General features: G+C 43.1%; 22 protein-coding genes and 1 pseudogene. 17 read left to right on the top strand and 6 right to left on the bottom strand.

What is annotated here, in order from left to right; genetic code table 11:
- Positions 1 to 84: 84 nt before the first annotated feature.
- A complete protein-coding gene (locus MKY28_RS11545) occupies positions 85 to 2,070 on the top strand; it encodes a methyl-accepting chemotaxis protein (RefSeq protein WP_076253014.1) in 1,986 nt (661 codons plus the stop codon).
- Positions 2,071 to 2,164: 94 nt separating this feature from the next.
- On the opposite strand, the gene MKY28_RS11540 is transcribed toward MKY28_RS11545, so the two are convergent.
- Positions 2,165 to 2,449, bottom strand: a complete 285-nt coding sequence (locus MKY28_RS11540) for a helix-turn-helix domain-containing protein (RefSeq protein WP_340937911.1) — start codon at positions 2,447 to 2,449, stop codon at positions 2,165 to 2,167.
- Positions 2,450 to 2,623: 174 nt separating this feature from the next.
- Positions 2,624 to 2,890, bottom strand: a pseudogene (locus MKY28_RS11535) (AraC family ligand binding domain-containing protein); the annotation flags it as partial.
- Positions 2,891 to 3,282: 392 nt separating this feature from the next.
- Here MKY28_RS11535 and MKY28_RS11530 point away from each other — a divergent pair.
- Both MKY28_RS11530 and MKY28_RS11525 read left to right on the top strand, forming a co-directional pair.
- Positions 3,283 to 4,482: an MFS transporter gene (locus MKY28_RS11530; protein WP_076253016.1), complete on the top strand. Its 1,200-nt coding sequence runs from the start codon at positions 3,283 to 3,285 to the stop codon at positions 4,480 to 4,482.
- 215 nt (positions 4,483 to 4,697) lie between these two features.
- Complete coding sequence (locus MKY28_RS11525) at positions 4,698 to 5,453, top strand: gamma-glutamyl-gamma-aminobutyrate hydrolase family protein (RefSeq protein ID WP_338708797.1); 756 nt, start codon at positions 4,698 to 4,700, stop codon at positions 5,451 to 5,453.
- A gap of 107 nt (positions 5,454 to 5,560) precedes the next feature.
- On the opposite strand, the gene MKY28_RS11520 is transcribed toward MKY28_RS11525, so the two are convergent.
- Positions 5,561 to 7,885 (bottom strand): MMPL family transporter, encoded by a 2,325-nt coding sequence (locus MKY28_RS11520; RefSeq protein ID WP_076253017.1) that lies wholly within the window; start codon positions 7,883 to 7,885, stop codon positions 5,561 to 5,563.
- Between the two features lie 19 nt (positions 7,886 to 7,904).
- On the bottom strand, positions 7,905 to 8,552 hold the full coding sequence (locus MKY28_RS11515; RefSeq protein ID WP_076253018.1) for a TetR/AcrR family transcriptional regulator: 648 nt from the start codon (positions 8,550 to 8,552) through the stop codon (positions 7,905 to 7,907).
- Positions 8,553 to 8,788: 236 nt separating this feature from the next.
- Between MKY28_RS11515 and MKY28_RS11510 the strand changes: the two genes are divergently transcribed.
- From MKY28_RS11510 to nspC, 5 genes are all read left to right on the top strand, one after another.
- Positions 8,789 to 9,682 carry a TetR/AcrR family transcriptional regulator gene (locus tag MKY28_RS11510; RefSeq protein WP_036616015.1) on the top strand — a complete coding sequence of 298 codons (894 nt, stop codon included), beginning with the start codon at positions 8,789 to 8,791 and terminating at the stop codon, positions 9,680 to 9,682.
- Between the two features lie 218 nt (positions 9,683 to 9,900).
- Positions 9,901 to 11,160: a cytochrome P450 family protein gene (locus MKY28_RS11505; protein WP_340936019.1), complete on the top strand. Its 1,260-nt coding sequence runs from the start codon at positions 9,901 to 9,903 to the stop codon at positions 11,158 to 11,160.
- Between the two features lie 165 nt (positions 11,161 to 11,325).
- Positions 11,326 to 11,457, top strand: a complete 132-nt coding sequence (locus MKY28_RS11500) for a hypothetical protein (protein WP_340936018.1) — start codon at positions 11,326 to 11,328, stop codon at positions 11,455 to 11,457.
- A gap of 643 nt (positions 11,458 to 12,100) precedes the next feature.
- Positions 12,101 to 13,339: a saccharopine dehydrogenase family protein gene (locus tag MKY28_RS11495; RefSeq protein ID WP_036616010.1), complete on the top strand. Its 1,239-nt coding sequence runs from the start codon at positions 12,101 to 12,103 to the stop codon at positions 13,337 to 13,339.
- Between the two features lies 1 nt (position 13,340).
- Positions 13,341 to 14,468: a carboxynorspermidine decarboxylase gene (nspC, locus tag MKY28_RS11490; protein ID WP_340937910.1), complete on the top strand. Its 1,128-nt coding sequence runs from the start codon at positions 13,341 to 13,343 to the stop codon at positions 14,466 to 14,468.
- Positions 14,469 to 14,653: 185 nt separating this feature from the next.
- On the opposite strand, the gene MKY28_RS11485 is transcribed toward nspC, so the two are convergent.
- Positions 14,654 to 15,427 carry an SDR family NAD(P)-dependent oxidoreductase gene (locus MKY28_RS11485; RefSeq protein ID WP_340936017.1) on the bottom strand — a complete coding sequence of 258 codons (774 nt, stop codon included), beginning with the start codon at positions 15,425 to 15,427 and terminating at the stop codon, positions 14,654 to 14,656.
- 111 nt (positions 15,428 to 15,538) lie between these two features.
- On the opposite strand from MKY28_RS11485, the gene MKY28_RS11480 reads away from it, so the two are divergent.
- From MKY28_RS11480 to MKY28_RS11440, 9 genes are all read left to right on the top strand, one after another.
- On the top strand, positions 15,539 to 15,895 hold the full coding sequence (locus MKY28_RS11480; RefSeq protein ID WP_340936016.1) for a MerR family transcriptional regulator: 357 nt from the start codon (positions 15,539 to 15,541) through the stop codon (positions 15,893 to 15,895).
- Positions 15,896 to 15,985: 90 nt separating this feature from the next.
- Positions 15,986 to 16,858 (top strand): YitT family protein, encoded by an 873-nt coding sequence (locus MKY28_RS11475; RefSeq protein WP_017688526.1) that lies wholly within the window; start codon positions 15,986 to 15,988, stop codon positions 16,856 to 16,858.
- A gap of 247 nt (positions 16,859 to 17,105) precedes the next feature.
- The gene (locus MKY28_RS11470; protein WP_076327622.1) at positions 17,106 to 17,447 is read left to right on the top strand and encodes a DMT family transporter; all 342 of its coding nucleotides are present in this window, start codon (positions 17,106 to 17,108) and stop codon (positions 17,445 to 17,447) included.
- 3 nt (positions 17,448 to 17,450) lie between these two features.
- A complete protein-coding gene (locus MKY28_RS11465) occupies positions 17,451 to 17,765 on the top strand; it encodes a DMT family transporter (protein WP_100526216.1) in 315 nt (104 codons plus the stop codon).
- Between the two features lie 139 nt (positions 17,766 to 17,904).
- A complete protein-coding gene (locus MKY28_RS11460) occupies positions 17,905 to 18,099 on the top strand; it encodes a hypothetical protein (protein WP_245838061.1) in 195 nt (64 codons plus the stop codon).
- 199 nt (positions 18,100 to 18,298) lie between these two features.
- Positions 18,299 to 20,251 carry an AraC family transcriptional regulator gene (locus MKY28_RS11455; protein ID WP_340936015.1) on the top strand — a complete coding sequence of 651 codons (1,953 nt, stop codon included), beginning with the start codon at positions 18,299 to 18,301 and terminating at the stop codon, positions 20,249 to 20,251.
- Between the two features lie 31 nt (positions 20,252 to 20,282).
- Positions 20,283 to 20,867 (top strand): nitroreductase family protein, encoded by a 585-nt coding sequence (locus MKY28_RS11450; RefSeq protein WP_340904538.1) that lies wholly within the window; start codon positions 20,283 to 20,285, stop codon positions 20,865 to 20,867.
- Positions 20,868 to 21,198: 331 nt separating this feature from the next.
- The gene (locus tag MKY28_RS11445; protein WP_340936014.1) at positions 21,199 to 22,332 is read left to right on the top strand and encodes a serine hydrolase domain-containing protein; all 1,134 of its coding nucleotides are present in this window, start codon (positions 21,199 to 21,201) and stop codon (positions 22,330 to 22,332) included.
- Positions 22,333 to 22,628: 296 nt separating this feature from the next.
- A complete protein-coding gene (locus MKY28_RS11440; RefSeq protein WP_340936013.1) occupies positions 22,629 to 23,771 on the top strand; it encodes a DUF4309 domain-containing protein in 1,143 nt (380 codons plus the stop codon).
- A 102-nt stretch (positions 23,772 to 23,873) separates the two neighbouring features.
- On the opposite strand, the gene MKY28_RS11435 is transcribed toward MKY28_RS11440, so the two are convergent.
- Positions 23,874 to 24,842: a DMT family transporter gene (locus MKY28_RS11435; protein WP_340936012.1), complete on the bottom strand. Its 969-nt coding sequence runs from the start codon at positions 24,840 to 24,842 to the stop codon at positions 23,874 to 23,876.
- Between the last annotated feature and the right edge of the window lie 125 nt (positions 24,843 to 24,967).

Below are 24,967 nucleotides of genomic sequence, written 5' to 3'. Positions count from 1 at the left end.
TGAATAAAGAGAGGAAGATTGAACTTGAAAAAGGAAAGTGAAAAAAGGTCATTTTATAAGAAAGGAGGAGCCGTTTTACGATTAATGAGCACTCGACTCATTGCAGCTTTCCTTGCGGTACTTATTATCCCGACTGCACTTATCGGTTATTTCTCATATGATAGTGCCAAAGATCAGGTACAACAAAAAATGACAGATCCCCTCAATACAATATTAACGATGACAGGACAGTATATTAACAATCTGGTGGGGGAAAAAGCAGCATTATTGAGTTATATTGACAGTATGTATGGCACCACCCCCAGTCAGACGAACAACGAAGCAGTACAAGTAGGAATCGACCAATTAGCTGATACATATCCTGATATTCTTGCCATAACCGTAGGCAACGACCAAGGCAGTAATATATCTTCTCCAGCAATTGAGGATGCAACATATGATCCACGCAGCACAGATTGGTATTCTAATGGTGAAAGTAAGAATGGATCACTCTATTTTTCGAGTATTATGAAAGATCCGGTATCCGGGAAGATTTATGTAGAGATTTCAAAAGCTCTGTCAAATGAACAAGGTGTAGCAAGTATTAAACTTGATCTGGAGCCATTAGCAAAAGCGTTATCATATGTTGATGTAGGAGGCAATGGAAGTCTGATTGTGGTTGACTCCAATCGAACGATTGCGGCTTGGTCCGGTGCGATTGCAAAAGGTGGAGGAGGAGAGCTCGGCGGAGCACTTATTGAGGGAATTCCAGTCCATCCTAATACGGCTTCAAGTTCCGATGAACCGATGGCATTTTCCCAATTTGTTAGAACGGATCTGGCGTATGATCTGGAGGTATATAACGGTGTTAATGCTTTGACGGGTTGGAATGTCATTGCTTTGATGGGCCATGAAGATTTTATCGCCGCAGCGAAACCCATCATGATATCGAGTCTAACGGTCATTGTTATATCTGTATTGATTGCCGGTGTAATTATTTTCTTCATTCTGAGATCTTTTATTGTACCTATGCAAAAACTGCGAAAGGCAACCCGCAGCGTAAGCGAAGGGAATCTGTCTGAACGAGTGAATCTTAAAACCGAAAACGAATTTGGTATATTGGCAAATGATTTTGACCAAATGACCATCTCCCTTCAATCAGTGGTTGCTGAACTTCACCAGACGTCATCGTTGTTAAGTCACTCTTCCCAGATGATTCAGGAAAGTACAGAACAAACCACCCAATCGGTTCAACATGTGGCTGAAACCATGCAACAGACTGCGGAATCAGCTATCGTTGGGGCGGAGAATTCGGAACAAACCGCGAATGCCGTAGAAGAGATGGCGAGAGGCATCAGTTCAATTGCAGAATCTGCGAGTGCGATTGTGGATTCGGCTGAAGAGACGGAGCGCGCTGTTGCTAACGGTGGGAAAACGATAAACCAGGTCGGAGAACAAATGGAACACATTCTCGGAGCTGTTGAAGAAACCTCGGCATTGATTAATGAGCTGTCCAGTCTCTCCACCGAAGCTAATCGAATGAATGAAGCGATTGCGGATATCTCTCGGCAAACCAATCTTCTGTCACTGAATGCCTCTATTGAGGCATCAAGAGCAGGAGAACACGGAAAAGGTTTTGCTGTCGTTGCTGGTGAGGTGCGCACGTTATCGATGCAATCCAAACAAAGTGCGGACGACATTGGCGCTACCATTGGTAAAATGCTCGATCTGATTGCCAAATCCACGTCTCTTATGAATGATAAAGTTCGTAATCAAGTCGGTGAAGGAATGCGGATCAGCCAAGAAGCTTCTGCAACCATATCGAACATTGAACAATATACAACGCATATCGTGGATCAAATTCAGGATATTTCCGCTGTCTCAGAACAGTTGTCAGCCAGTACGGAAGAAGTCTCGGCTACCGTTGCCGCGATGAGTCATATCTCTAAAGTGTCGGCTGATAGTGCTCAGACAACTTCAGCAGCAGCCCAAGAACAAATGGCGGCGATGCAGGAGATATCGGCATCATCTGCACAGCTCTCCAAAACAGCTGAGAACATGCAAGAATTGGTTCGCCGCTTTAAGCTTTAGAGTAGAAGTAAGTAAATGTGTAAAGAAATATGTAAAGAGACATGTAAAGCACTAGGCGCTCCCCTAATGGAGCGCCTTTCTGCATGTAGTAAGATTAGTAAGAATGTGACACCTCGTCCCCGAACATATCCTTTTGATTCTTTTTTCGGAAACTTCGTGGTGATTCACCAACCGTTTTGGTAAATAAAATCGTAAAGTAATTGGGGTTATCGTAACCGACCAGTTTGGCAATTTCCCATATTTTTTTGTTGGTTGAGACTAATAATCGGGTGGCTTCACCCATTCTTCGTTGAATCAGGTAATGATAAGGAGAAGTGCCAAAGTGATTTTTATACATATGAATTAAGTAATAAAAATCGATATGAAATTGATCTGCCAATTCTTTGAGTTTAATGTTCTGCCGATAGTTGGTATCCAAATAGTCTTTAATGCTCTCAGCAAGGGTATTGCTCTCAACGATCTCCCCACTAGGAAGCTGTTGACGGGACTGCCGATCGATGATCAGAAGTATTGCTTTCAGGACATGTCCAGAGATCGACTCGTATCCATGTTCCCGGATTGAAAATTCATTGAAGAGAGTCTGCATTAACGAATGGAGCTCATCGGAATATCGGTTGGCTCGAATGATCGGATTGTTAGAGGGAGGGATGACCCAATCCTCAAGGGTCTGGGTGCCTTCTGCAAAACGAAAGCCGCAATAAAAGGTGGATAACGGGAATTCAGGATTGGACTTCTCCTCGTGAAGAGTACCCTTGTTATAAATGAGCATGTCCCCTTTTTGAGCCCAGTGTTTGGTACCGTCAATGGTGAACAATCCTTTGCCTTCAGTTACTTAGATAATCTCATGCAGATCGTCATGTTTATGCGTCGGAAAGCTCCAATGGGGATTGTCGGCCAGTTTTCCTACATAAATAATGGTGCAATCTCGATTTGGATGCCGTTGGCCGAATTCGTGGTGTGTATTCATCTATGTCTTCCCTTCAGAATCTGTAATGAAAGTCTGTGTTGAAATGACAACATATATAATGTTTTGCAATAAAACCACAACAACCTTGATTGTCGCCATGGTATATCTGACAGTACAATTTCACTATCCAAAATGTACTATATATCGAAAGTGAAGGGATGGGAAAGCAGAAAATACATGAATTAATGATCGTAGACAGAATTGAAGCGCTTGCAACAATAGAAAGGATTAGTGAGTATTGATTTATGACTAGAAATAGAGAGAACCTACTTATTTTAACGCTTACGCTTGTTAGCTTTGTACTGGGAACAACCGAGTATGTTATCGTGGGTGTGTTGAAGGAAATTGAAAGTTACATGAAAGTATCACTTGCTGCCGCGGGTATGCTTGTCTCCGGTTTTGCGATTGCATACGCAGTGGGTACACCATTTGCTGTGGCTTTCTTGGCCAAAATATCCAGAAGAAGTTCCATATTGATCGGATTTGCAATCGTGTTAGCATTAAATCTATTGACCGTGTTCTCAACAACGTTCTCTTCTCTGATGGCCATTCGCATCGTGTCGGCCGTTGCTTGTGGACTTACAATATCGCTTTCGATCTCGATCGTAAGCGACGCAGTGAACCGGGAGCGAAGAGGGGAAGCTATCGCCTGGATTTTGGGCGGATTTTCAATCGCTAATGTGCTAGGTGTTCCGCTCGGTACATTTATCGGACAACATCTAAGCTGGTCCATGACGTTTGTTGTTACAGCATGCATAGGGGTTGTGCCGCTGGTGTTCATGTTCCGTATTCTGCCACGCCAAACAACAACGATTGCAGGTTCGTTCAGTGATCAGATGTCTCTCTTTTTAAAACCACGGATATTGCTGGCCTGTCTGATCCCTGTACTCGGAAACAGCTGTATTTTCGTCGTTTTTACTTACATTACGCCACTCCTGAGTGAGACGATGGGTGTGCCAGTACAATGGATTAGTGCCATACTCCTGATCTATGGAGCCTGTAGCATCCTGAGTAACTGGATTGGTGCCAAAATAGCCAAGGGTGACTTCCTGCCCAAGCTCAAGCGACTTTTCGTCATCCAAGCCATCCTGTTCCTTGGCATGAGTTTTACCGTTTCTAATGTGTGGATGGGCTTGGCGTTTCTGTTCCTGATTGGATGTCTGTCATCCTCCATGAGCGCGGCATCCCAGTTATATTTGTTTGATGTGTCAGGATCGATCGCGCCGGGGTCCAAAGCATTTGCATCTACACTCCTGCCTGTGGCGGCCAATGTGGGTATAGCGCTAGGCTCTGGTGTCGGGGGAATTGCCGTTAATATGGGTGGTCTCCAGTGGGTGCCTCCAGTTGCTGTGATGCTTGCCTTGCTGGCTTTTGTCGTTACCCTGATATGCCAGCGTTCCATCCAAGTGAATTCAGACGAAGCAACCACTGTAAAAGCAGCTTAGATGAGATGCTGTCTAGACTAAACGCATGAATGCGTATATATGGTATATGAACTACAAACAAAGTCGCTGTTATACGGCTTTGTTTGTTTTTTTAGTTTTCCAGCATTCCGGATGTAACGGGTTCGTAGATGATAGAGGTAGGATAATGCAATAATTCAGTGAATTTATATATAAAGAGATCTGATAAAATGAATGAAAAGCTTGGAGGTAATGCCATGAAAAAGCCGATGATCGGTGTTCTGCCTTTGTATGATACAGACAAAAAAAGTTACTGGATGCTTCCAGATTATATGAACGCCATAGAAGGAGCAGGTGGGATTCCACTTATGCTACCTTTGACAACGGATATCGAGATCATAGCAACGCTGGCTAATCAGTTCGATGGGTTCCTGTTCACCGGGGGACATGATCTCAATCCTGAGCTGTATCATGAGCATGCAGAGGTTACCTGTGGAGAGTTGTGTATTGAACGCGATATGATGGAGTCGATATTATTACAAAAGGTAATTGAGCTTGATAAACCTACCTTTGGCATATGCCGTGGACTGCAGCTATTTAACGTTATGTTGGGTGGAACTTTATATCAAGACATTCCCACTAGCCTTCAACTTCATGGGAACAAGATCGTTAATCATAAGCAAAGTCCGCCGTATACGGATCTTGTACATGATGTACATATTGAGAAAAATAATATCCTATACGATATTTTGCAAACCGATACGATAAAAGTGAACAGCTACCACCATCAGGGAATCAAAATGTTATCGGATAAGTTAACTGCTGTGGCCGTCGCTGAAGATGGACTCGTTGAATCCGTGGTCATGCCAAACCGCTCGTTTGTTTTGGCTGTGCAGTGGCATCCAGAGTACAGCTATAAAGTAGATGACTACAGTCAGAAGTTATTTGCGGCGTTTGTTAATGCTGCTAAATCCCCACGCTATACTATCCATATTGAAGACATCACCGCATAAAATGTGAAAAAGAAAAAAGACCTCCTGTTTATAAAAACAGAGGAGGTCTTTGTATTGGTGAATTTAGTCGTAATAGTAATCATGGTATCGCCGTTCTATTGGCAGGATTATTTTAATCCAGACTTCGTGTTGGCATGCTCTTCAGCATTCAGGGAAGCAATCAGCTTCTCGCCTTCAACATCCAGGTTTGGTAGAATGCGATCCAGCCATTTTGGAAGTGCCCAAGCTTTGTCTCCGAAAATAGCCATGATGGCAGGGACCAAGCCCATACGGATGATAAAAGCATCAATCAGAATGCCTACCGCCAAAGTGAAACCAATCTGCTTGATCATGACATCGTCAGTGAATATAAATCCTGCAAATACAGAGACCATAATCACTGCTGCGGCAACAACCACGCGACTTACCTGATTGTACCCATGAACAACGGATTCGGTCCCGCGATGACCATGCACATAGGATTCCCGCATGGAGCTCACAAGGAAGACTTGATAGTCCATCGCGAGGCCATACAGGATACCTGTTACGATGATCGGCATAAAGCTCAGTAGCGGGCCACCGGTATCGAAACCAAAGAGCGAATGCAGCCAGCCCCATTGGAATACAGCAGTGGTGATCCCGAATGTAGCCAGGATACTAAGCAGGAAGCCAATTGTTGCTTTGATGGGAACGATGATCGAACGGAATACGAGTAACAGAATGATCAGTGACAACAGGATAATAATGCCTACATAAATAGGGAACACCTGCGCCAGTTTGGCTGACATATCGATGTTAACAGCTGTGAGTCCAGTAACTCCGAGTTTCACATCATAGGTCTGTGCGATGCTGGAATCAGCCGCGCGTAGATCAGTGACCAGTGTTTTAGTGAGATTATCGTTAGGACCCGTTTTTGGAATGAGACTGAAAATAGCTAAATCTTCTGTCATCCCAAGCGGTGTGACTTGTGCAACGTTATTCTGACCTTGAAGTTCCATCACCAGACCACCCAAGAGTTCCGGTGTAACTTTTGCGGAAGTTTGATTAGGCTCTGCGACCAGAATAAGGGGTCCGTTGAATCCTTCTCCGAAACCTTCGGAGATGGCATCATAACTTTGTCTTGCAGTTGTATCCAGATTCGCTGAGGAAGCGCCGGGGATACCCATTTCCATTTTGGTGATCGGCGTCGCGGCAAAACCAAGAATGACGATGATGGCGATAATGGTAGCCCAACGATTTTTGATAACGAATTTCACCCATCTGTTCGCGACTCCGTGGTTAGTGGCTTTAGGATGTTTCGCGCTTTTCTCACGAGCTTTGGCGGAACAGATGCGTTCTCCTACCAATCCCAGTAAAGCCGGCAACAGGGTTAAAGCAACAAATACGTTGATGAGCACGGTGGCAGCTGCGACCAAAGCCATCGTAGACAAGAATGTGAGACCGATGACAAGCATACCGCACAGTGCAATAATGACGGTTAATCCGGCAAAAAATACTGCGCTGCCCGATGTACCAATGGCTCTGGCCGTTGCTTCTTTTGCGCTCAAGCCTTGATCAATGATCATTCGACGCTGGCGATTAACAATGAAGAGCGCATAATCTATTCCAACAGCCAATCCAACCATGAGAGCTAGAACGGAAGTGACACTAGGCATTTCAATGAATTTGGAGATGGAGAACGCACCACCAACTCCAATGGCAACACCGAGGAGTGCAGTGATCAGAGGCAGACCTGCTGCAACAACGGAGCCAAGGGTGATCAGCAATACAATGACAGCAATCACCAATCCGACAATCTCAGCCGAGCCGACCCCAATCGATACCGTTTTGAGCGTTTCGCCCGGCAGTACCTTAATATTGGTTCCTTGCTCTACCGTCATAACAGATTGAATAACGGAATCAAATACATCCTGTGTTATGGCAGACTGTTCAATTGTAAATTGGAACTGGAACAGTGCAATGCTGCCGTCTGAAGAGATCAGCATTCCAGGTACAGGAACACCATCCACCATCAAAGGTCCATAGGGAGGAGGCGTGGTTGTTGCGGATTGCGCCATATCAGTAGCCTGAGCATTCTGAGCCATTTCCGCCTGAGCACCCGAATTACCCGCTTCAGCTGCATAGTCCGCAGGGTTAATGACTTTGTCTAATCCGTAAACTTCATTAACACCTTTCATCATGGCCGCCAAACGTTCAGGCGTATCCAAACGCTCGTTGTCTGGAGCTTTGAAGACAACACTTCCTTGACCGCCGGAGGCGGCTGGCAGTTCTTTTGCCAATTGATCCAGAACCTTCTGTGACTCTGTGCCTTCAATCTTCATTTCGGAACTGATGTGAATACCATTGATGCTGATCATGGAGATGACAATTCCCAGAATTAAAACCCAGCCAATGATGAAGGTTCCAGGTTTGCTAAAAGCGGTTTTCCCCACTCTGTATAATAATGTAGACATTTCTCTATTTTACACTCCTCTATGATGAATGTGGATGGTTGGCATGTTCAAATCCTGCCCGTAAATGATTAAACGTGGTTTCCAAAAATTGATCGAATGTTAAAACACCGGGCTTGGTATCTTCAGTAATGACTTGTCCGGGCAGTAACACATTGAGTCTTCCATCAATTAATGGCAGTATTGTTCCATATAGTGCGTTGATCAAAAGATAAGTATAGATCTCGTCATACTTCCCGTTAGATAAGTCTAATAAGGTATCTTGTGCCTGCGTCTGCATCCGGTGCATGGCTCCAAGGTAATGCGGTTCAAGCACGGGATAGGTCTGGGATAGCGATAGTAGCTGATGAAGTCTTCCTATTAGTTCTGTTGTAAGCTGCATCTTGATCAGGTTATACAGTACGTCAAGCAAGGAGACGTTGTCGGGCAATTCGGTAAGTAACTCTTCGAGTTCCGTTGTATTCTGAACGGATATTGCGCCTCTTGCTACGGCTTCTTCTTTACATGTGAAGTAGTTTGCAAATGTTCTGCGGGAACAACCCACCTGATGCACGATATCTTCGACCGTAAAGCCATCAAGCCCATGTTCAAGGGTAAGTTCAAATGCTGCACTAGCAAGTGCTTTTTCAGTTGCTTCTTTCTTCAAATGTCTCAAGTTTCGTTTGATCATTATTCTCCGCTTATGCGTTCACCTCCAACACCAATGACTATGGTTTAATTCTTTTAAGAAGAGCACACATACTGAATATGCACTTTGTGAGGTTTATCATAACAAACAAGTTGCCCATTGTGCAAATTTACTCATTGTGCAATTATTTTATATGACAGCTATACTGCGAATCAATGCTTCAACTCCTGAGGAATGAATGTTAAAATCAATAGAAAAACTTGGGGCGATAACGAGATATGAGTAGTCGTAAACAAAGTTTATTGGAAACAGCACTTGCACTATTTTTAGAGCACAGCTATGCAAATACAACAATCCAGATGATCTTGGATCAATCGGGTGTATCCAAAGGCACATTCTACAAATTCTTCAGTTCCAAAGAAGACTGTTTATATTCTATTATTGATCAGCGTATGCAAGAGGATGTTTTCATTCGTAAAGAGCTTGAACAAAATCACTATACATCGGATTATGACCTGCTCGTAGATCAGATTGCGATTCCTATGTCTGTACCTAATAAAGAGCGAGTATGGGAATTATATTGGACGGGTTTTTATTCCGGGGAGATCAACTCAGCCAAACTGGCTACAGTTCACCTAAAATGGCTGTCCACACGCTTGATTCAGGTTTACGGGAACGATATTAGCTTATATGCCAACGAAGGGGCCATATTGTGCTACGGCATATTACATCAGATTGCCAACACATCAAGAAGTCTAAATACGCAAAAACCGGTATGGAGCGAAGTGGTTCCCAAAGTATTAACGTACATTGAAGTGATCCTAAGAACAATGCATCAGAGAAATGAACATATTTTCGACTTTCAGTCTCTCTATTTCCTGAATGCCGATGAGCGTAACCATGATATGGGTCTGGACATCGATAATATATTGATCGAATTTGATGAGTTCAACAACCGTGTACAAAAATCCAAGGAATCTGCATCATTCAAGCAACTTTCGAAGGGGCTTTTAGCGCTATTACAAGATCAAGAGGATTTAAATATTCCTGTAATCGAAGTGGTGCTTCAAGCGTTTCACAAAGAGTACAAATCCAGCGCGTTTCAATCTGAAGCCAATAGACTGACCGAAGCCTGTTGGTGGTATTTGGAACTAGTGAAGCAACGTAATTAATATGGGGGTTGGCTCGTAGCCGACCTCTTTTTTTTGCTTTTTTATGCTTCTAGTTATTAATTAATATACTATTAGTATATTAATTAATTGTTGTTATAACAGTTGTTTTATGCTGTTTAAACTATGATATTTGAAATTAAATATACGAGTAGTATATAATCGGAATGAACATATATTTCCATAGATTTGAATAACTTCACTTCGAAAGGAAGATTTATATGAATAACTCGAATAACCAGACATCAGAAAAAGTAGAATTTAATTTGTTTAGCGAAGAAAATAGTAAAGATCCATTTGCCATGTTTGCACAGATGCGTGCCAAAGGTTCCGTTGTCCCTATTCCTAATCCAATGGGTGGAGCAGGGCAAACCTGGATTGTAACTCGGATGGACGTCGCCATGGAAGTGCTGAAAGATCACTCTCGATTTACGGTAGATATGAACTCTATTAATAGTGGCAATGATATTCGAAAGAATCTCTCAGGTGAGCTTGGTTCATCGGAACCCCAGACCTTTTTTACCGGAAAGTCGATGCTCTTTGTTGATGAACCGGATCACCGAAGACTGCGTAGCCTGGTTTCCAAAGCGTTCACGCCAAGATATATGGAAAGCCTGCGTCCACGCGTCCAGGAAATTGCCGATGAGTTGATTGACCAATTCGAAGGAAAAGGAGAGATGGATCTTGTAAAAGACTATGCCTATCCTTTCCCAATCAACGTTATTTCCGAGATGTTGGGTATACCTCAGGAAGACCGACCTCAGATCCATGTATGGTCTGAAGCCATTGCAAAAGGTCTTGGTTTTGGTAAACAGGACCCTGCCGTAGCGCAGCACTTGCGATCATTCGCAGAGTACACCTCACAACTTGTGGCGAACAAACGAGTAGAACCTTCAGATGACCTCATCAGTCAATTGATTGCGATTGAGGAAGAGGGGGATCGACTGAATGAAGATGAATTAATATCCATGATCACGTTATTGATATTTGCCGGACATGAGACAACTTCCAATCTGATTGCAACTGGTTCTTATCTTCTTCTGACCCATCCCGAACAACTGGAACAACTGAAACAAGATCTGAATCTGGTTCCTTCTGCGGTGGAGGAGTTGCTACGATATAACGGACCCGCGACTTCCTCAGGTCCTCGTTATGCAACACAGGACACGGAGCTCGATGGACAATTGATTCAAAAGGGAGATGTTGTGATTCCCCTTCTGAAATCAGCGAATCGGGACGAGCAGCAGTTCACTGACCCCGAAGAGTTGGATATCGAACGCAAAATAAAACGGCATTTGGCCTTTGGACACGGCATCCATATGTGTCTTGGCGCTCCACTTGCTCGTGTAGAAGGGGACGTGGCGTTTACTACGCTTTTACGTCGGCTACCGGATATTCAGCTCAGTATTCCTCAGGAAGAGATTCATTGGCACTCTGCTTTGTCATCACAGGGATTGGCAGCACTGCCTGTGAAATTTTAATAGATACACTTAGTGTGACCCATTGGAGTATGACGAATTATCGTCATACTCTTTATTTGTATAGATGATAGAATGGAATGAACAAGAAACATATTAATGGATTGAACACTGCTTAATGTAAAAGATAAAGTGGGATACATAATTTTTGTGGTGGAGGTAAACCTTATGAATAAAGATGAACAATTCATGCATAAAGCCATTGAGATTGCTCTGCAAGCTCGCAAAGAAGGAAACGAACCATTCGGCTCATTATCAATTAGCGGAAATTGCTGGCGGCAACATCATGATCTCGTGTGAAGAAGTATTCGACAAAAGTCCTCAAAAGCCTGAAGTAACAGGGAAATTACTTAACACAGAAGGCTTAAAAGTTTTCGAAGGATATCAATTTCATTCCAACGCGTAATCAGATCAAAAAATTAATTTTAAATTATTGCTTGATTTTTTTTTCGACGTCTGATAGTGTAAGACCTGTGATTTTGGGAAGTTAATTTATCAATATGAATTAGAGCTTTCCAGCAGATAATTTTGACCACTTCACCAGGAAGTTAAGGCCATACGGACAGCCGGGTCAAACGCCGATTGGCAACTTATGTTGCTTTATTGATTGAGTTCAAAGCTCAAATTTTATAAGTTGGTTACTTTACAACCAGTGCAATTGCACATCAACTTGTGAAACGGTCAATAAGAGTGGTAAAGGCGAATTATTTGCTATATAGACTCTGATCCAATATTGATATACATGAAGAAGCTTTCCGCCAAAGGAGTTCTTGTGAACTTTTTTGGTCATGGAGACTTCACGTCTTTTTTATGATGTATATCGATAAGCAAGTGTGATGATGCGCGATTGCGAGCATTTTTCACCTTGCTTTTTTTGTTGTCTTGTTGTCACCGTATTAAACCAATTTTAAAAAAAATACATATTGGGATAGGAGAATGTAAAATGGGAAAAGCACTAATCATCGGCGCCGGCGGCGTTGCTTCCGTGGCAGTACACAAATGCGTTCAAAACAGCGAAGTTTTTGAGGAAATCTGCATCGCGAGTCGTACAAAATCAAAATGTGATGAACTCAAAGCCAAGCTGGACGGCGGAAAAACAAAAATTACAACAGCACAAGTTGATGCTGACAATGTTGACGAACTGATCGCTCTGATCAACGAAGTTAAACCGGATATCGTTATGAACCTCGCTTTGCCGTATCAAGATCTGACAATCATGGATGCTTGTCTTGCAACTAAAACAAATTACATGGACACAGCTAACTATGAGCCACATGATACAGCGAAGTTTGAATACAGCTGGCAATGGGATTACAAAGAGCGTTTTGAACAAGCAGGCATCACTGCATTGCTCGGTAGTGGATTTGACCCAGGTGTGACTGGCGTATTCTCCGCTTATGCCCTGAAGCACTACTTTGACGAAATTGAGTACATCGACATTCTGGACTGCAATGGCGGCGACCATGGCTATCCGTTCGCAACCAACTTCAACCCTGAGATCAACATTCGCGAAGTATCTGCGAACGGAAAATATTGGGAAAATGGTGAATGGATCGAAACGAAGCCGATGGAAATCAAACGTGTCTACGACTTCAAAGAAGTTGGCGAGAAAGACATGTACCTGTTGTATCATGAGGAACTGGAATCTTTGGCAAAAAACATGCCAGGTCTGAAACGTATCCGTTTCTTCATGACATTTGGTCAAAGCTACCTGACTCACTTGAAAGCTCTTGAAAATGTAGGCATGACTTCAATTGAGCCTATTGAATATGAAGGTAAACAAATTATTCCACTGCAATTCCTGAAAGCAGTACTGCCTGATCCAGCATCCCTTGGACCACGTACTGTAGGTAAAACAAACATCGGTTGTATTTTCAAAGGTAAAAAAGACGGCAAAGACAAAACATATTATGTTTACAATATCTGTGATCACCAAGAGTGTTATAAAGAAGTGGGTTCCCAAGCGATCTCTTACACTACAGGCGTTCCAGCAATGATCGGTGCAGCAATGGTCATGACAGGCAAATGGAACAAACCAGGCGTATATAATGTAGAAGAGTTCAACCCAGATCCATTCATGGAAGAGTTGAACAAATGGGGCCTCCCATGGGTAGAAGACTTCAACCCGGTACTCGTTGATGAGCTGCCAGAAGAAGTTAAAGAATCGGAGCTTGTTCGCTAAAATGCGGTTCGAGCAATTACCGACACCATGTTTTGTTGTTGACGAGGCGCTTATTGAGAAAAACCTGAAAATCCTGAACGGTGTTATGCAGCGTACAGGTGCCAAAATCGTGCTGGCTCAAAAAGCATTCTCCATGACTGCGATGTATCCGCTGATTGGAGAATACCTGAGCGGTGCAACGGCGAGCGGTTTGTATGAAGCGCGTCTGGGCCATGAGGAAATGGGCAAAGAGAATCATGTCTTTGCTCCAGCATATCGTGCAGAAGAGATCGACGAGATTATCTCTATCTGCGACCACATTATTTTCAACTCATTTTCACAGCTTGCAAAATTCAAGGATAAGGCGCTTCAAGCTGGCCGTAAGGTCGGCTTGCGCGTCAACCCTGAATGCTCTACTCAAGAAGGACATGAGATCTACGATCCGTGTTCTCCGGGTTCGCGTTTTGGTGCGAAACTGGAGGATTTCGATGCAGACTTGTTGGAAGGTGTCTCCGGACTTCACTTCCACACACTGTGTCAGCAAAACTCCGATGATCTGGAGACTACGCTGAATGCAGTGGTCGATAAATTCGGACAATGGTTGCCACAAATGGAATGGATCAACTTCGGCGGTGGGCACCATATCACACGTGAAGATTATGATATTCCAAGACTGGAAGCATGCATCAAACGTATGCAGAATGATTATGGCCTGGAAGTATATCTGGAGCCGGGAGAAGCTGTTGCGCTGAACGCGGGTTATCTGGTGACCTCTGTGCTGGACTTCCATAAAAACGGTATGGACATCGCTATTCTGGATACTTCAGCTACGTGTCATATGCCGGATGTGCTGGAAATGCCATATCGCCCGCCGCTCATCGGTTCGGGAGAAGTGGGTGAGAAGGCTCATCTGTATCGTCTAGGTGGACAAACCTGTCTGTCTGGTGACGTGATTGGGGATTATTCATTCGATCAGCCTTTGCAAGAAGGCGACCGTCTGGTATTCGAAGACATGGCGATTTACTCCATGGTGAAAACCAATACGTTCAACGGCATGCCGCTTCCAGCGATTGCAGTCAAAAGAAAAGACGGCGATTGTGAAGTTGTCCGTGAATTCGGATATCAGGATTTCAAAATGAGGCTGGCATAATTACTTCATTATATAGTAAGTATTAATATAGAATTGAAAATAAATACAAAAAAGGGAACCTGGAGACAGGTTCCCTTTTTAACGTTAACTGAAGTTTAACGATTAGATTCAATGATGTTTATCAGTGGGGTTAGGTGAATGTTTTCCGGTATTAAGCCGACTTAGCTTCGACTTCAGTTTTTGGGTTAATTTTGTGGTTTCGAGGATGCTCTCGCAGCGTATGGAAAGATCGGTTCTCTTAGTTCAAAGTCATACGTCAACCCATCCACAATGCCGACTACACTTTCACTGTCATACAACTCTAGCAAAAATCCAGCCATTTGTTCCGCCGTATGGAACTTGGGAACTCTGCCTTCATATTCAAACTCATCTACATTAAAAGAATGTTTCGCAAATTCTGTCTCGGTTGCAGCCGGTGCGAGAACCTTGGCTTGCATCGCTGCGTTCTTACCTTTTAACTCTTGCGCAAGTCCTTCCGTAAAGGCACTTACATAGAACTTGGTTGCGCAGTAGGTTACTGCATCGGCTACAATCGTATATCCACCACCAGAGGAGATATTAATGATCTGTGTGCCATCAACATCTGCATAATCACGTACATACAGGGAAGAAAGAATCGTAAGAGCTTCTATATTTAGATGAAGCATCTGTTCAATCTTGGGCAGATGTTGTTCGCCCACGGAAGCAAAATTTCCGAATCCGGCGTTGTTAATCCACGTCTCAATGGAGTAAGCGTGAAGACTCTCATAGAATTCATGCACATTAGCGGCAATGGACAAATCCACTGTACGAATGACAACATCCAGAGCAGGATTGATTTCAGCTACTTTTGCTTTTAACTTGTCCAATTCATCGGTTCTGCGTGCTGCCAGAATTATATTTTTGTCACGAGCTGCAAAAGCTAAAGCCGCTTCATATCCAATGCCTGAACTGGCACCGGTAATCACTGTATATTTCATGGGAATTCCTCCTGGATCTGATTTCATTTTTTATTGTGATGTGACCACGAGTTGATTATACTGATTAGAGCTTACTCTAAGTCAAGCGGGAAAATGGAGGGGAGGTTAACCATGCATACCATTGGTGAAGTGGCAGAATTACTCCATATCAGTGCACATACGTTGCGTTATTATGAGAAGGAACAGATTGTAACTCCTCTCCGAGATGCCAGTGGAGACAGGCGATACAACGAGTCACACCTGAAGTGGCTGCAATTTGTGATCAAATTAAAAGAGACTCAAATGCCCATTGCTATTATTAAGAAATATGCGTCCTTGTTTCAGGAAGGGGAGCATACGGCGGCGGATCGTTTAAAGCTGCTGGAGGAGCATAAAGAGTCGATTCAAAAACAGATGCACATACTTCACACAGCAGATGAGATGCTTGAGCATAAAATTTCGTCGTATCGAACGCTCATCGGACAATGAACTAACACACACAAATGACGATCTATTGCCAAAACAGTGATTTTTATTATAGACTGTTTTTTATCGGTTGTTCATCAAGGGGGAAATGCAATGCATCAAAACAGAAAACAAAAGTCAAACAAGTTAAAGATCCTCTCCAAAGTATTATTGATTATCATAGGGGGATTTATAACGGCATATGGCCTGGAAGCCATATTGATCCCGAATAATGTCTCAGATGGTGGTGTCACAGGTCTGAGTATCGTAGGATCACAGCTGTTCGGATTACCACTGGGGATGCTCATCGGGATTATTAACATTCCATTTGTGTGGCTCGGGTACAAGCAAATCGGAAAAAGCTTTGCGTTATATTCGATCATCGGTATTGCTTCACTCGCAATCAGCACCAGTCTGATGCACCATATACCAACCATCATTGAAGGTGATACCTTGCTTGTTACGGTTGTCGGCGGGATTATCATCGGTTTTGGTATGGGACTTGCATTACGTAATGGCGGTGCATTGGATGGCATAGATATGCTGGCTGTACTCCTTTCGCGAAAAGTACCTTTTGGAACCAGTGATCTCATCCTGTTTCTCAACATGTTTGTATTTATTGTCGTTTCTACCGTGTTTGGTCTGCAAGGCGCGATCTTGTCAGGACTTGCGTATTTTATTGCTTCTAAAGTAATACATATTGTTGAAGAGGGCTTGAGCGGCTCCAAAACGTTTAAAATTATTACGAATCAACCTGAGATTATGGTTGAAACCATTCGGGACCGTTTAGGCCGTGGAGCAACGTATACCGAGGCTTACGGTGGCTACTCTAATGAGCAATTCAAGGAAATTACTTGTGTCATTAACCGGATGGAAGAGAGTAAAATTAAAGATATCATTCACGAAATTGACCCAACTGCTTTTGTAGTCGTATACGATGTAGCTGAAGTGAGAGGCGGCAATTTCAAAAAGAAAGATATTCACTGATTCCGAAAAACAAAATTAACTTATACGTAGTTGGTCAACCAGGATCTGGTTGGCTTTTTTTGTATGTCCACAGCGGAACTTGGAGTTTTAACAGGCGGATTTTCTTATTAGTTTGATACGAATATTAAATTTGCAAATAAAATAAAGATGGTTTATTATTATATCAAATGATACAAAATACTATCATTATTGAATGTGAATGTTGATTACAAAACAACAACATGAATGCAGAAGAGGAGAATGTATTATGGCGTGGTTATTCCTTATTCTTGGAGGGATTTTAGAGGTAGGTTGGGCATTAGGTTTGTCATTCTCCGATGGATTTTCCAAAATCGAGATCGTAATCCCCACGGTTATTTTAATGATTGGCAGCTTCTACTTCTTTGCAAAATCCACTAAAGTACTTCCTGTATCAACGGCGTATGCGGTGTTTACCGGACTTGGTTCATTTGGAACCGCAATTGTGGGAATGATTTTTTTGGGGGACTCCGTAAGTGCAATCAAAATCGTGCTGGTCATGATATTAATCAGTTGCATCATCGGTCTGAAATTTGTATCCAATGAACCTAAACCAAAGGCGGGTGTATAGAATATGAGTTGGTTTTTCTTGATCTTAGCTGGTTTATTTGAAGTTGGTGGTGTAATATTTCTGAAACTTTCAGATGGATTCACCAAATTGAAACATACATTGATGTTCGCTATGTTTCTGGGATTAAGTTTCATTTTTCTTTCCCTGTCTTTGAGAGAGATCCCAATCAGCATTGGTTATGGAATCTGGACAGGTATTGGGGCATCGGGCAGTGTACTATTGGGGATGTATGTATTCAAAGAGCCCAAAAATGCAAAGAAATTGGCTATCGTTAGTGGGATTATCGTCAGTATTGTGGGATTGAAACTAGTCTCTTAACTGGATAAATTAGCTGTACTAACAACGGAACGATATCCATCTCATCTATATTCATGCATAAGTACAGCTCTCTTATGGGAAAACTTCTGTAGTACGAATTAAATTGCATGACTTCAAGTATGTATGGGAGGTTAGCATAGTGACAAAGCAGGACCCGCAAGAGCTTTTGAAGCAAAAACATGAACTGGATGATCAAAAAAGACAGTTCACTAATTTTTCCCGAAATATTTCAGGTCATGGTGAGGTTGAAGCTGGTCAAGAGTTCAGTGTTGACCGAGTGCCAGATGACCAAAACCGTATGAAATCGGTTGAGAACAGACGCGGCGAAGTCTAAAACGTTACAACATAAGCCGATCCTTTCATGGATCGGCTTATTCGTGCGTAGCATTTTATCGAATAGGAAGATATATGTTGTAGTTGAGAATGATTATCGATAGAATGGAGAAAAGTGAAAATATCCGCTGATTTTGCTGATGTTTTGCTAACTTAATGGGTTGTGGAAGGTGAAGGAAGAGATGCACGTAGAAGAGCATGTGAAGTTATGGAATCTGGCCTCAATTAAAATATGGGAAGTGCGTCACGTCGTCGTGCGCGCTGGCGAACCCATCCATGCCTATCGATTTCCAATTAGCGGTTTTATATATACAGTTCGCGGCAATGCAACGATTACACTGGATGATACGATGTACGCGATCGATCAGATGCAAGTCTTACATGGAGGCAAGGGGGTATGGATGAATATTTCCCTGAACGAGGATTCATTCGAATTTTATTTGATGTTTTATCGGGCTAATTTGTCGTTATCCAATACTCGTGAGAATCAAGCTCTGCTCAGGCGACATGTCCCGTTTCACGTGCAATATGCTTTCGCCCCAAGCTATCCCATTGACTTATATGATAAAGTCCAAAGAATAGAGCAACATTGGGAACGGACGGATGCGTTCTCGAAATTTCAGGTAAAGACATTATTTTATCAATTTATTAATGAATTAATGAGACAGTTAAGTGCACAAGGAATTGAGACTGCCAAGCCTGATCTGGTAGCTCAAGCCGTTCGTTATCTTCAAGAGAACTACATGTTGCCCGTTATGGTCGATCCGCTCGCAGAACTTCTGGACTGCAGTGCAGGGCATCTGTCGAGAACGTTCAAGAAAGAGACAGGCAGCAGTCTGATTACCTATTTAACTCGGATACGGATGTACAAAGCCAAGGAGTTGCTGTTGCACACAGATGCATCTCTTCAGAAGATTGCCGAGGCAATCGGCATTCCAGATGTGATCTATTTTAATCGTTTGTTTAAAAAGCATGTTGGCCTTTCACCAGGTCGGTTCAAACAAAAATGTATCGCCATGCCAACCGGTCAGAATAATGCTATCCAAGAATCAGAATTGTCCATTGTCAGTCCCATGCATCACGGTTATGATCCTATTGATGATGATAATTATTATCAATACAACTCAAAAGGAGAATCACTTACATCTATGAGATCGAGAAAACCCGTTGCATTGCTTTTGATGCTCAGCCTTACATTATTAATATCAGCCTGTTCCCCTTCTCAGGGCAGTTCAGCAACAAGCAGTAATGGAACAAGCGGTAACAATGCTCCAACCACCGAAGTCGCGCAATCCACCGAATCAGCAGTACAGGAGCGTGTTGTTAAACATCCTTGGGGAGAAACTGTCATCAAAGGTGATCCTCAGCATATTATTTCGTTGTTCCCGGCTGCAACTGACTATTTGTTAGCACTCGGTATTGTACCCCAGGCAGCATCCAGTAATGAGGAGGGGAGTGATCAGTTTCCTACCTACCTGTCCGATCAACTACAAGGAAAAGAAAATCTGGGCTGGCAGGTTGATCCCAACTACGAAAGCATATTGGCGGCAGAGCCAGACCTGATTATCGGTCAGGATTTCATGAGTGATGCCTATGACAGCCTTAGCAAAATTGCCCCTACCTTGCTGGCAGAGAAGCTGCAGGACGAGCAAGGTATTATTCGTATGAAGACAAGCCTGTTACATATGGGAGATATGTTAGGGAAGACGGATCAGGCCAAACAGGTCATTAAAGAATACGAAAAGAAGGCTGCAGAAGCCCGTGAGAAAATCAAGCAATCCATCGGAGACGAGACCGTGATGTTCCTGCGTTTATCCGATAAAGAAGTGCGTTATTACAGTAAAAGAAACTACGAGGTTCTGTACGACGATCTAGGCTTGACACCTCCTGTATCCATACCTGACCCGACAGATTCAATGAAAGTAATCTCCATGGAGTCGTTACCATCGATTAACCCGGATCATATTTTCCTGTTGTCATCAGACGAGAATGAAACGACAGAATTGCAAAAAACAGCAGTGTGGAAAAGCCTGAATGCTGTTAAAAACAACAATGTCTACATCGTTGACTACGGCTTGTGGTTCCAAGGTCCGGGAGGACCCATTGGACAGAGCAAGATTATCGACGAAGCGGTAAATTTCCTTACCCAATAAATAAGGAAACTAGACAGGAGGATTAATGCATATGGAAACGTCCGTCGTAGAGAAGCTCATTCGTGAACGAAGAACCATTCGTCAGTTCAATGGCAAACCGCTGGCGAAAGAAACGATCATGCACTTGCTGGAAGCGGCCGTGTGGGCACCTGTTCATTCCCGTAAAGAGCCATGGCGCTTCATATTATTTGTAGAAGAAGGTCGGAAGCAATTTGCTGATGCGGTGCTACATACGTTTTCCAAAGATGAGCGGGAGCGCTGGACAGAGAAGTTGCAAAAGGACTATTGCGAATCTATCCAAGCCCATCTGCTGGTTGTGATTGAGGCTGATCCGAGACAACGGGTATGGGAAGATGCTGTGGGGGCTAGTGCTGCCCTTATTCAAAATATTCAACTCCTGGCATGGGAGCAGGATATCGGGGTAGTGTGGAAGACAAATGAATATAATTTTGACCCTGATTTCTACGCCAAGACAGGTGTAAAAGCAGGGGAGAGAATCATTGGCACACTTCATCTGGGGTATTTTGATACAAACAAGGCTCCCAAACCTCGTCCTCGCACACCCGTAGAAGAATTGATGACCTTTGTCTCCACGGCAAGAGCAGAAGTACAGTAGTAGCGATACTTCATACGGTTCCGAGCTGTGAAACGAACCCATTGTAAGCCGCGAACATAGCGGCTTTTTTGCATAATTGAATATCGATGTTGATTGGATGTCAGACATTGAGGAGTTCAAACTGTTTCTGATTAACGTTATCTCACACTGCCTGCCAAATTATGAACGAAATGAAATACAAATTCGGCGGTCAATAAATGGATGGTTGAGGCCATATAGGTGGTAGTCAATCGTTGTAAAAGGTCGTATATTAATAATATGTCGATTGTGGGAGTGAACATGTACCACATCGCAAAATGATAAACGATTTTACATAGAAGGACGGGAAAAAATGGACTTTAAACCGCTTGCTTCATTTATCGACCGCATTACATCCTGGCGTATACCGTGGGCAGAGGTGCTGGTGATGCATCGAAATGATACCGTTTTCCATTATCGTAATGGATACGCCAATCTGGAAGAGAAAACACCTATCGGTGATGGAGCGATCTTCAATCTATATTCCATGACCAAAATTATGACCTGCGTGGTAGGATTGCAACTGGTGGAGAAAGGGGCAATGCTGTTAAGCGATCCCTTATCTGATTATCTGCCAGAGTACGCTGAGATGACGGTTAAGAAAACGATGCCGAACGGGGAGATCCGACTGGAAAAGGCGACAAGAGCCATTACAGTACGTGATTTGTTCACCATGACTGCCGGGTTCTCGTATGACGTGGGTTGTCCAAGCATTCAAGAAGCTGTAAAAAGCACCGATGGAACATTGCCAACACGTGACTTCGCGAGAGCGCTTGCGAAAGAACCGTTGCTGTTTGAACCAGGGACACACTGGAATTACAGCATGTGCCATGATGTGCTAGGAGCCTTGGTGGAAGTGGTAAGTGGCAAACGCTTTGGTACGTATCTGCGGGACGAAATCACCGGACCCCTTGGCATGAACGATACAACGTTTAATCTGAACGATGAGCAGCAGACACGTCTGATTCCACAGTATGCTTACAATGATGAGCTTGAAAAGGCTGTACGTTTGGACGGCAATGGATTCCGTGTGGGTACGGAGCTGGAAAGCGGCGGTGCAGGGTTGCTATCAACCGTTAGCGATTATGCACGTTTTCTGAACGCGCTTACTGGGCATGGTACGAGTCCCGAAGGCGTGCGCATTCTGTCACAAGCTTCAGTGGAACTGATGCGAACGGACCACCTGAACGAGATGACTCGTGCTGATTATTCCTGGGATCATATGTATGGATACGGCTATGGACTGGGTGTTCGCACACATATCTCCAAAGCAGGAAGCGGCTCACTGAGTCCAATTGGCGAATTTGGATGGAGCGGCGCTGCTGGTTGTATGGCTATTATTGATCCGGATTCAGAGCTTACAGTCATGTATGCACAGCACCTGCTGAACAGTCAGGAGCCGTACGTTCAACGACGCTTACGAAATGTGGTATACTCCTGCCTGTAAATCATATCGTATTCGAAGTTACTTGAAGAGCCGCTAAATAGCGGCTTTTTTATGTTATATGAGTCGAAATCTATTAATTAGTTTGTTATTTCTTTATTAGAAAGGGTATGTTATCATTCTTAGGAAAATAGTACTAGTAGGAGGATATGCTTATTGAACATGAACTTAAATTCATTACATAGTTTGATCAAGATTATACTCTAGCAAGTACCTGTTTGAATGTTGAGATTGTGCACGGTTTAATATTAGAAAAGCGATGTTAGATTTTTATTTTTTTACTCAAAGGAGAGTCATCGATGATACACCCTAAACACAATGCAAAATGGGCTTCTCTGGCCTTACTTACCTTAATCGCCTATGTTCTGAGCGCATTGCTTCTGCTACCACCTAATGCCGCTGCCAAAGGAGAGCAAATCTCCGCCAAACAGCTCGAAAGTATGAGCCGGCTTTCATTTACGCTTCGTGATGCCAAGCAAACGGCTTACACCGTTTATATTTTTGCTTATGATGAACAGAAGAGTACACTAACCGAAGAAAATGGTTGGACCAACAATAAAAAAGGCGACAAGAGTTATTCAGGAACGTATCGTGCAGCCTTGCTGAAAAAAGGTGCAGCATACGGAACTGTTCAGGCAGCAAAACTGGATCTGAGTACGATTATTTTGCCTCAAACCTGGAACTTTGTTGTGAAAAGCAAAGAGGCTAGTACACCAGACATGCTGATGATCACCGATTGGGGAACTTCTAATTTCAATGAGGTGAAAACGTATATTGTTCGTTCCGGGGAATTGCGCCGTGTAACATATGTCGATAATAAGGGGGAAAAAATCGACGATTCCTACTCTGCAAGCAGAGATGATGGAATCCGTACTCTTTCAGGTGCTCGAGTGCAGTTCAAAAATTACAACAACCTTCAATTCGTCTATGGGGTTGATACATTTAAGTTGAATGTGAATAAATTGGAAATGCGGTTGGAAGATACGCGTAACCTTCGTTCAAAAGCTTGGCCGAACTCGGGTGTTGGCGATCGCGCTTACCTGAAAAGCCTGAAGGAAGCCGCTTTAAAGGGTGTGTTGCCAGGCCGGACGGACATCAAGATTGGTATGACGCTTCAAGCAATGCAAAAAAAATTGGGGAAACCCAATTCTCGTTCAAACGGGGAATGGGGAGCGTACTATTATTATTCTAAATTCGGCATCGGGTTTGATTCATACATGCACGAGCTTAGCAAGAAATCACGTATTGCGGTTATCCAGCTGTACAATGAAAAGCAGTATCTCTCACCATGGAATGTGAAACGATGGATGGGAAAACCCACCTCGGAATATTATAATGAAGTTGTGGGTGGTTATGAGATGGAATATGAGCTGGGTAAGCACACTATAGTTTTTAATTATTTGGAAGAAGAAGACTTAATTGACTTTACGAATATATATTAAGGTATAACATCGTAAAGAAATGAAGCATAGCTTAATCACATTTACATGAAAAGCCGCTAATTAGCGGCTTTTTTTGTTATCCATGAAAGTGGGACGCGTAGTCTATTTCATTGGAGTGTTATTAGAGCTTTGCACAGAACGTACACGATTGACTAAATAAATGCCGACTGACACGAACAGTAATGCGACCAGATTTTTCAGTTCCATGATCGTTTCCCCCAGAAATAACGCTGATAATAAAGCTCCAAATACAGGGATTAGGAAGTTATAGACAGACACTCTTCCGACCTTGTTGTACTTGAGAAGCATATTCCATAGACAAAATGCGACAGATGACAGCAAAGCCAGGTAGATTAAGTTACTGGTGGATTCCAAGGTGAAATGGGTGACACGACCGCCGAGTGATAGACCTAACAGCGTAAGTACCAGTCCCCCGACGAATAAGCTGACACCTGTTATGATCAGAACATCGATGGTGGCGGTGAGACGTTTTGCGTAAAGGGCCGTAACAGAAAAAACAAGTGCTGCTATAATAACGAACCCTTCGCCTGTGAATGAAAAGGAAAAAGCAAGCAGATCCGTATGGAAGTTTACGATGATTACACCAACGAATCCAAGCAAGCAACCAACGATTTTATTTCTGCTTAATTTGTCGTTTTTATAGATGAAATGGGCCAGAACAACACTGAAAAAGGTCGTAGTTGCGTTCATAATAGAGCCTTTGACACCTGTCGTATTGGCTACGCCAACGTAGAAAAACATATATTGCAAACCGGTTTGCAATATACCTAACATGATGAGGCCTGTCCACTGAGGCTTGGTTAATTGGAGTTTCTGTTTTCTAACGATACGAGACAGGAGCAAGAGCAGCATACCCGCCAGTGTAAACCGGTATCCAGCAAATACATACTTGGAAGCAATATCTTCCGGCAGAATGTTAAACGCGATATATCCAAGTTTGATGGATGGGTACGCACTTCCCCATAACAAGCAACACAGGCTTGCCACGAGCATGACAAAAATGGGATCACTAAATTTACTCGGTTTCTCAAGGGTATTTCTCTCTATCACTTTCGATCTTCTCCTCACATTTCATGTACATATGTATGTATGAATCTATTAATATCCTCACTGACCATATCACATATCGCTAATCTTTGTAATGATAATTAATAAACCGCTCCTCAGCTGATAAG

This window comes from Paenibacillus sp. FSL R5-0473, assembly GCF_038004565.1.
Taxonomy (GTDB): domain Bacteria; phylum Bacillota; class Bacilli; order Paenibacillales; family Paenibacillaceae; genus Paenibacillus; species Paenibacillus amylolyticus.
Note: the sequence above shows the minus strand (reverse complement) of the source record. Positions and strands in the feature narration are given on the sequence as shown.

Excerpts from the sequence above, each read along its gene's own strand:
- MKY28_RS11545 (WP_076253014.1), top strand. The coding sequence starts at position 85 with ATGAGCACTCGACTCATTGCAGCTTTCCTTGCGGTACTTATTATCCCG.
- MKY28_RS11440 (WP_340936013.1), top strand. The coding sequence starts at position 22,629 with ATGATACACCCTAAACACAATGCAAAATGGGCTTCTCTGGCCTTACTT.
- MKY28_RS11485 (WP_340936017.1), bottom strand. The coding sequence starts at position 15,427 with ATGAAATATACAGTGATTACCGGTGCCAGTTCAGGCATTGGATATGAA.
- MKY28_RS11450 (WP_340904538.1), top strand. The coding sequence starts at position 20,283 with ATGGAAACGTCCGTCGTAGAGAAGCTCATTCGTGAACGAAGAACCATT.
- MKY28_RS11475 (WP_017688526.1), top strand. The coding sequence starts at position 15,986 with ATGCATCAAAACAGAAAACAAAAGTCAAACAAGTTAAAGATCCTCTCC.
- MKY28_RS11495 (WP_036616010.1), top strand. The coding sequence starts at position 12,101 with ATGGGAAAAGCACTAATCATCGGCGCCGGCGGCGTTGCTTCCGTGGCA.
- MKY28_RS11500 (WP_340936018.1), top strand. The coding sequence starts at position 11,326 with ATGAATAAAGATGAACAATTCATGCATAAAGCCATTGAGATTGCTCTG.
- MKY28_RS11505 (WP_340936019.1), top strand. The coding sequence starts at position 9,901 with ATGAATAACTCGAATAACCAGACATCAGAAAAAGTAGAATTTAATTTG.
- nspC (WP_340937910.1), top strand. The coding sequence starts at position 13,341 with ATGCGGTTCGAGCAATTACCGACACCATGTTTTGTTGTTGACGAGGCG.
- MKY28_RS11465 (WP_100526216.1), top strand. The coding sequence starts at position 17,451 with ATGAGTTGGTTTTTCTTGATCTTAGCTGGTTTATTTGAAGTTGGTGGT.
- MKY28_RS11520 (WP_076253017.1), bottom strand. The coding sequence starts at position 7,885 with ATGTCTACATTATTATACAGAGTGGGGAAAACCGCTTTTAGCAAACCT.
- MKY28_RS11445 (WP_340936014.1), top strand. The coding sequence starts at position 21,199 with ATGGACTTTAAACCGCTTGCTTCATTTATCGACCGCATTACATCCTGG.
- MKY28_RS11470 (WP_076327622.1), top strand. The coding sequence starts at position 17,106 with ATGGCGTGGTTATTCCTTATTCTTGGAGGGATTTTAGAGGTAGGTTGG.
- MKY28_RS11480 (WP_340936016.1), top strand. The coding sequence starts at position 15,539 with ATGCATACCATTGGTGAAGTGGCAGAATTACTCCATATCAGTGCACAT.
- MKY28_RS11530 (WP_076253016.1), top strand. The coding sequence starts at position 3,283 with ATGACTAGAAATAGAGAGAACCTACTTATTTTAACGCTTACGCTTGTT.
- MKY28_RS11515 (WP_076253018.1), bottom strand. The coding sequence starts at position 8,552 with ATGATCAAACGAAACTTGAGACATTTGAAGAAAGAAGCAACTGAAAAA.
- MKY28_RS11525 (WP_338708797.1), top strand. The coding sequence starts at position 4,698 with ATGAAAAAGCCGATGATCGGTGTTCTGCCTTTGTATGATACAGACAAA.
- MKY28_RS11510 (WP_036616015.1), top strand. The coding sequence starts at position 8,789 with ATGAGTAGTCGTAAACAAAGTTTATTGGAAACAGCACTTGCACTATTT.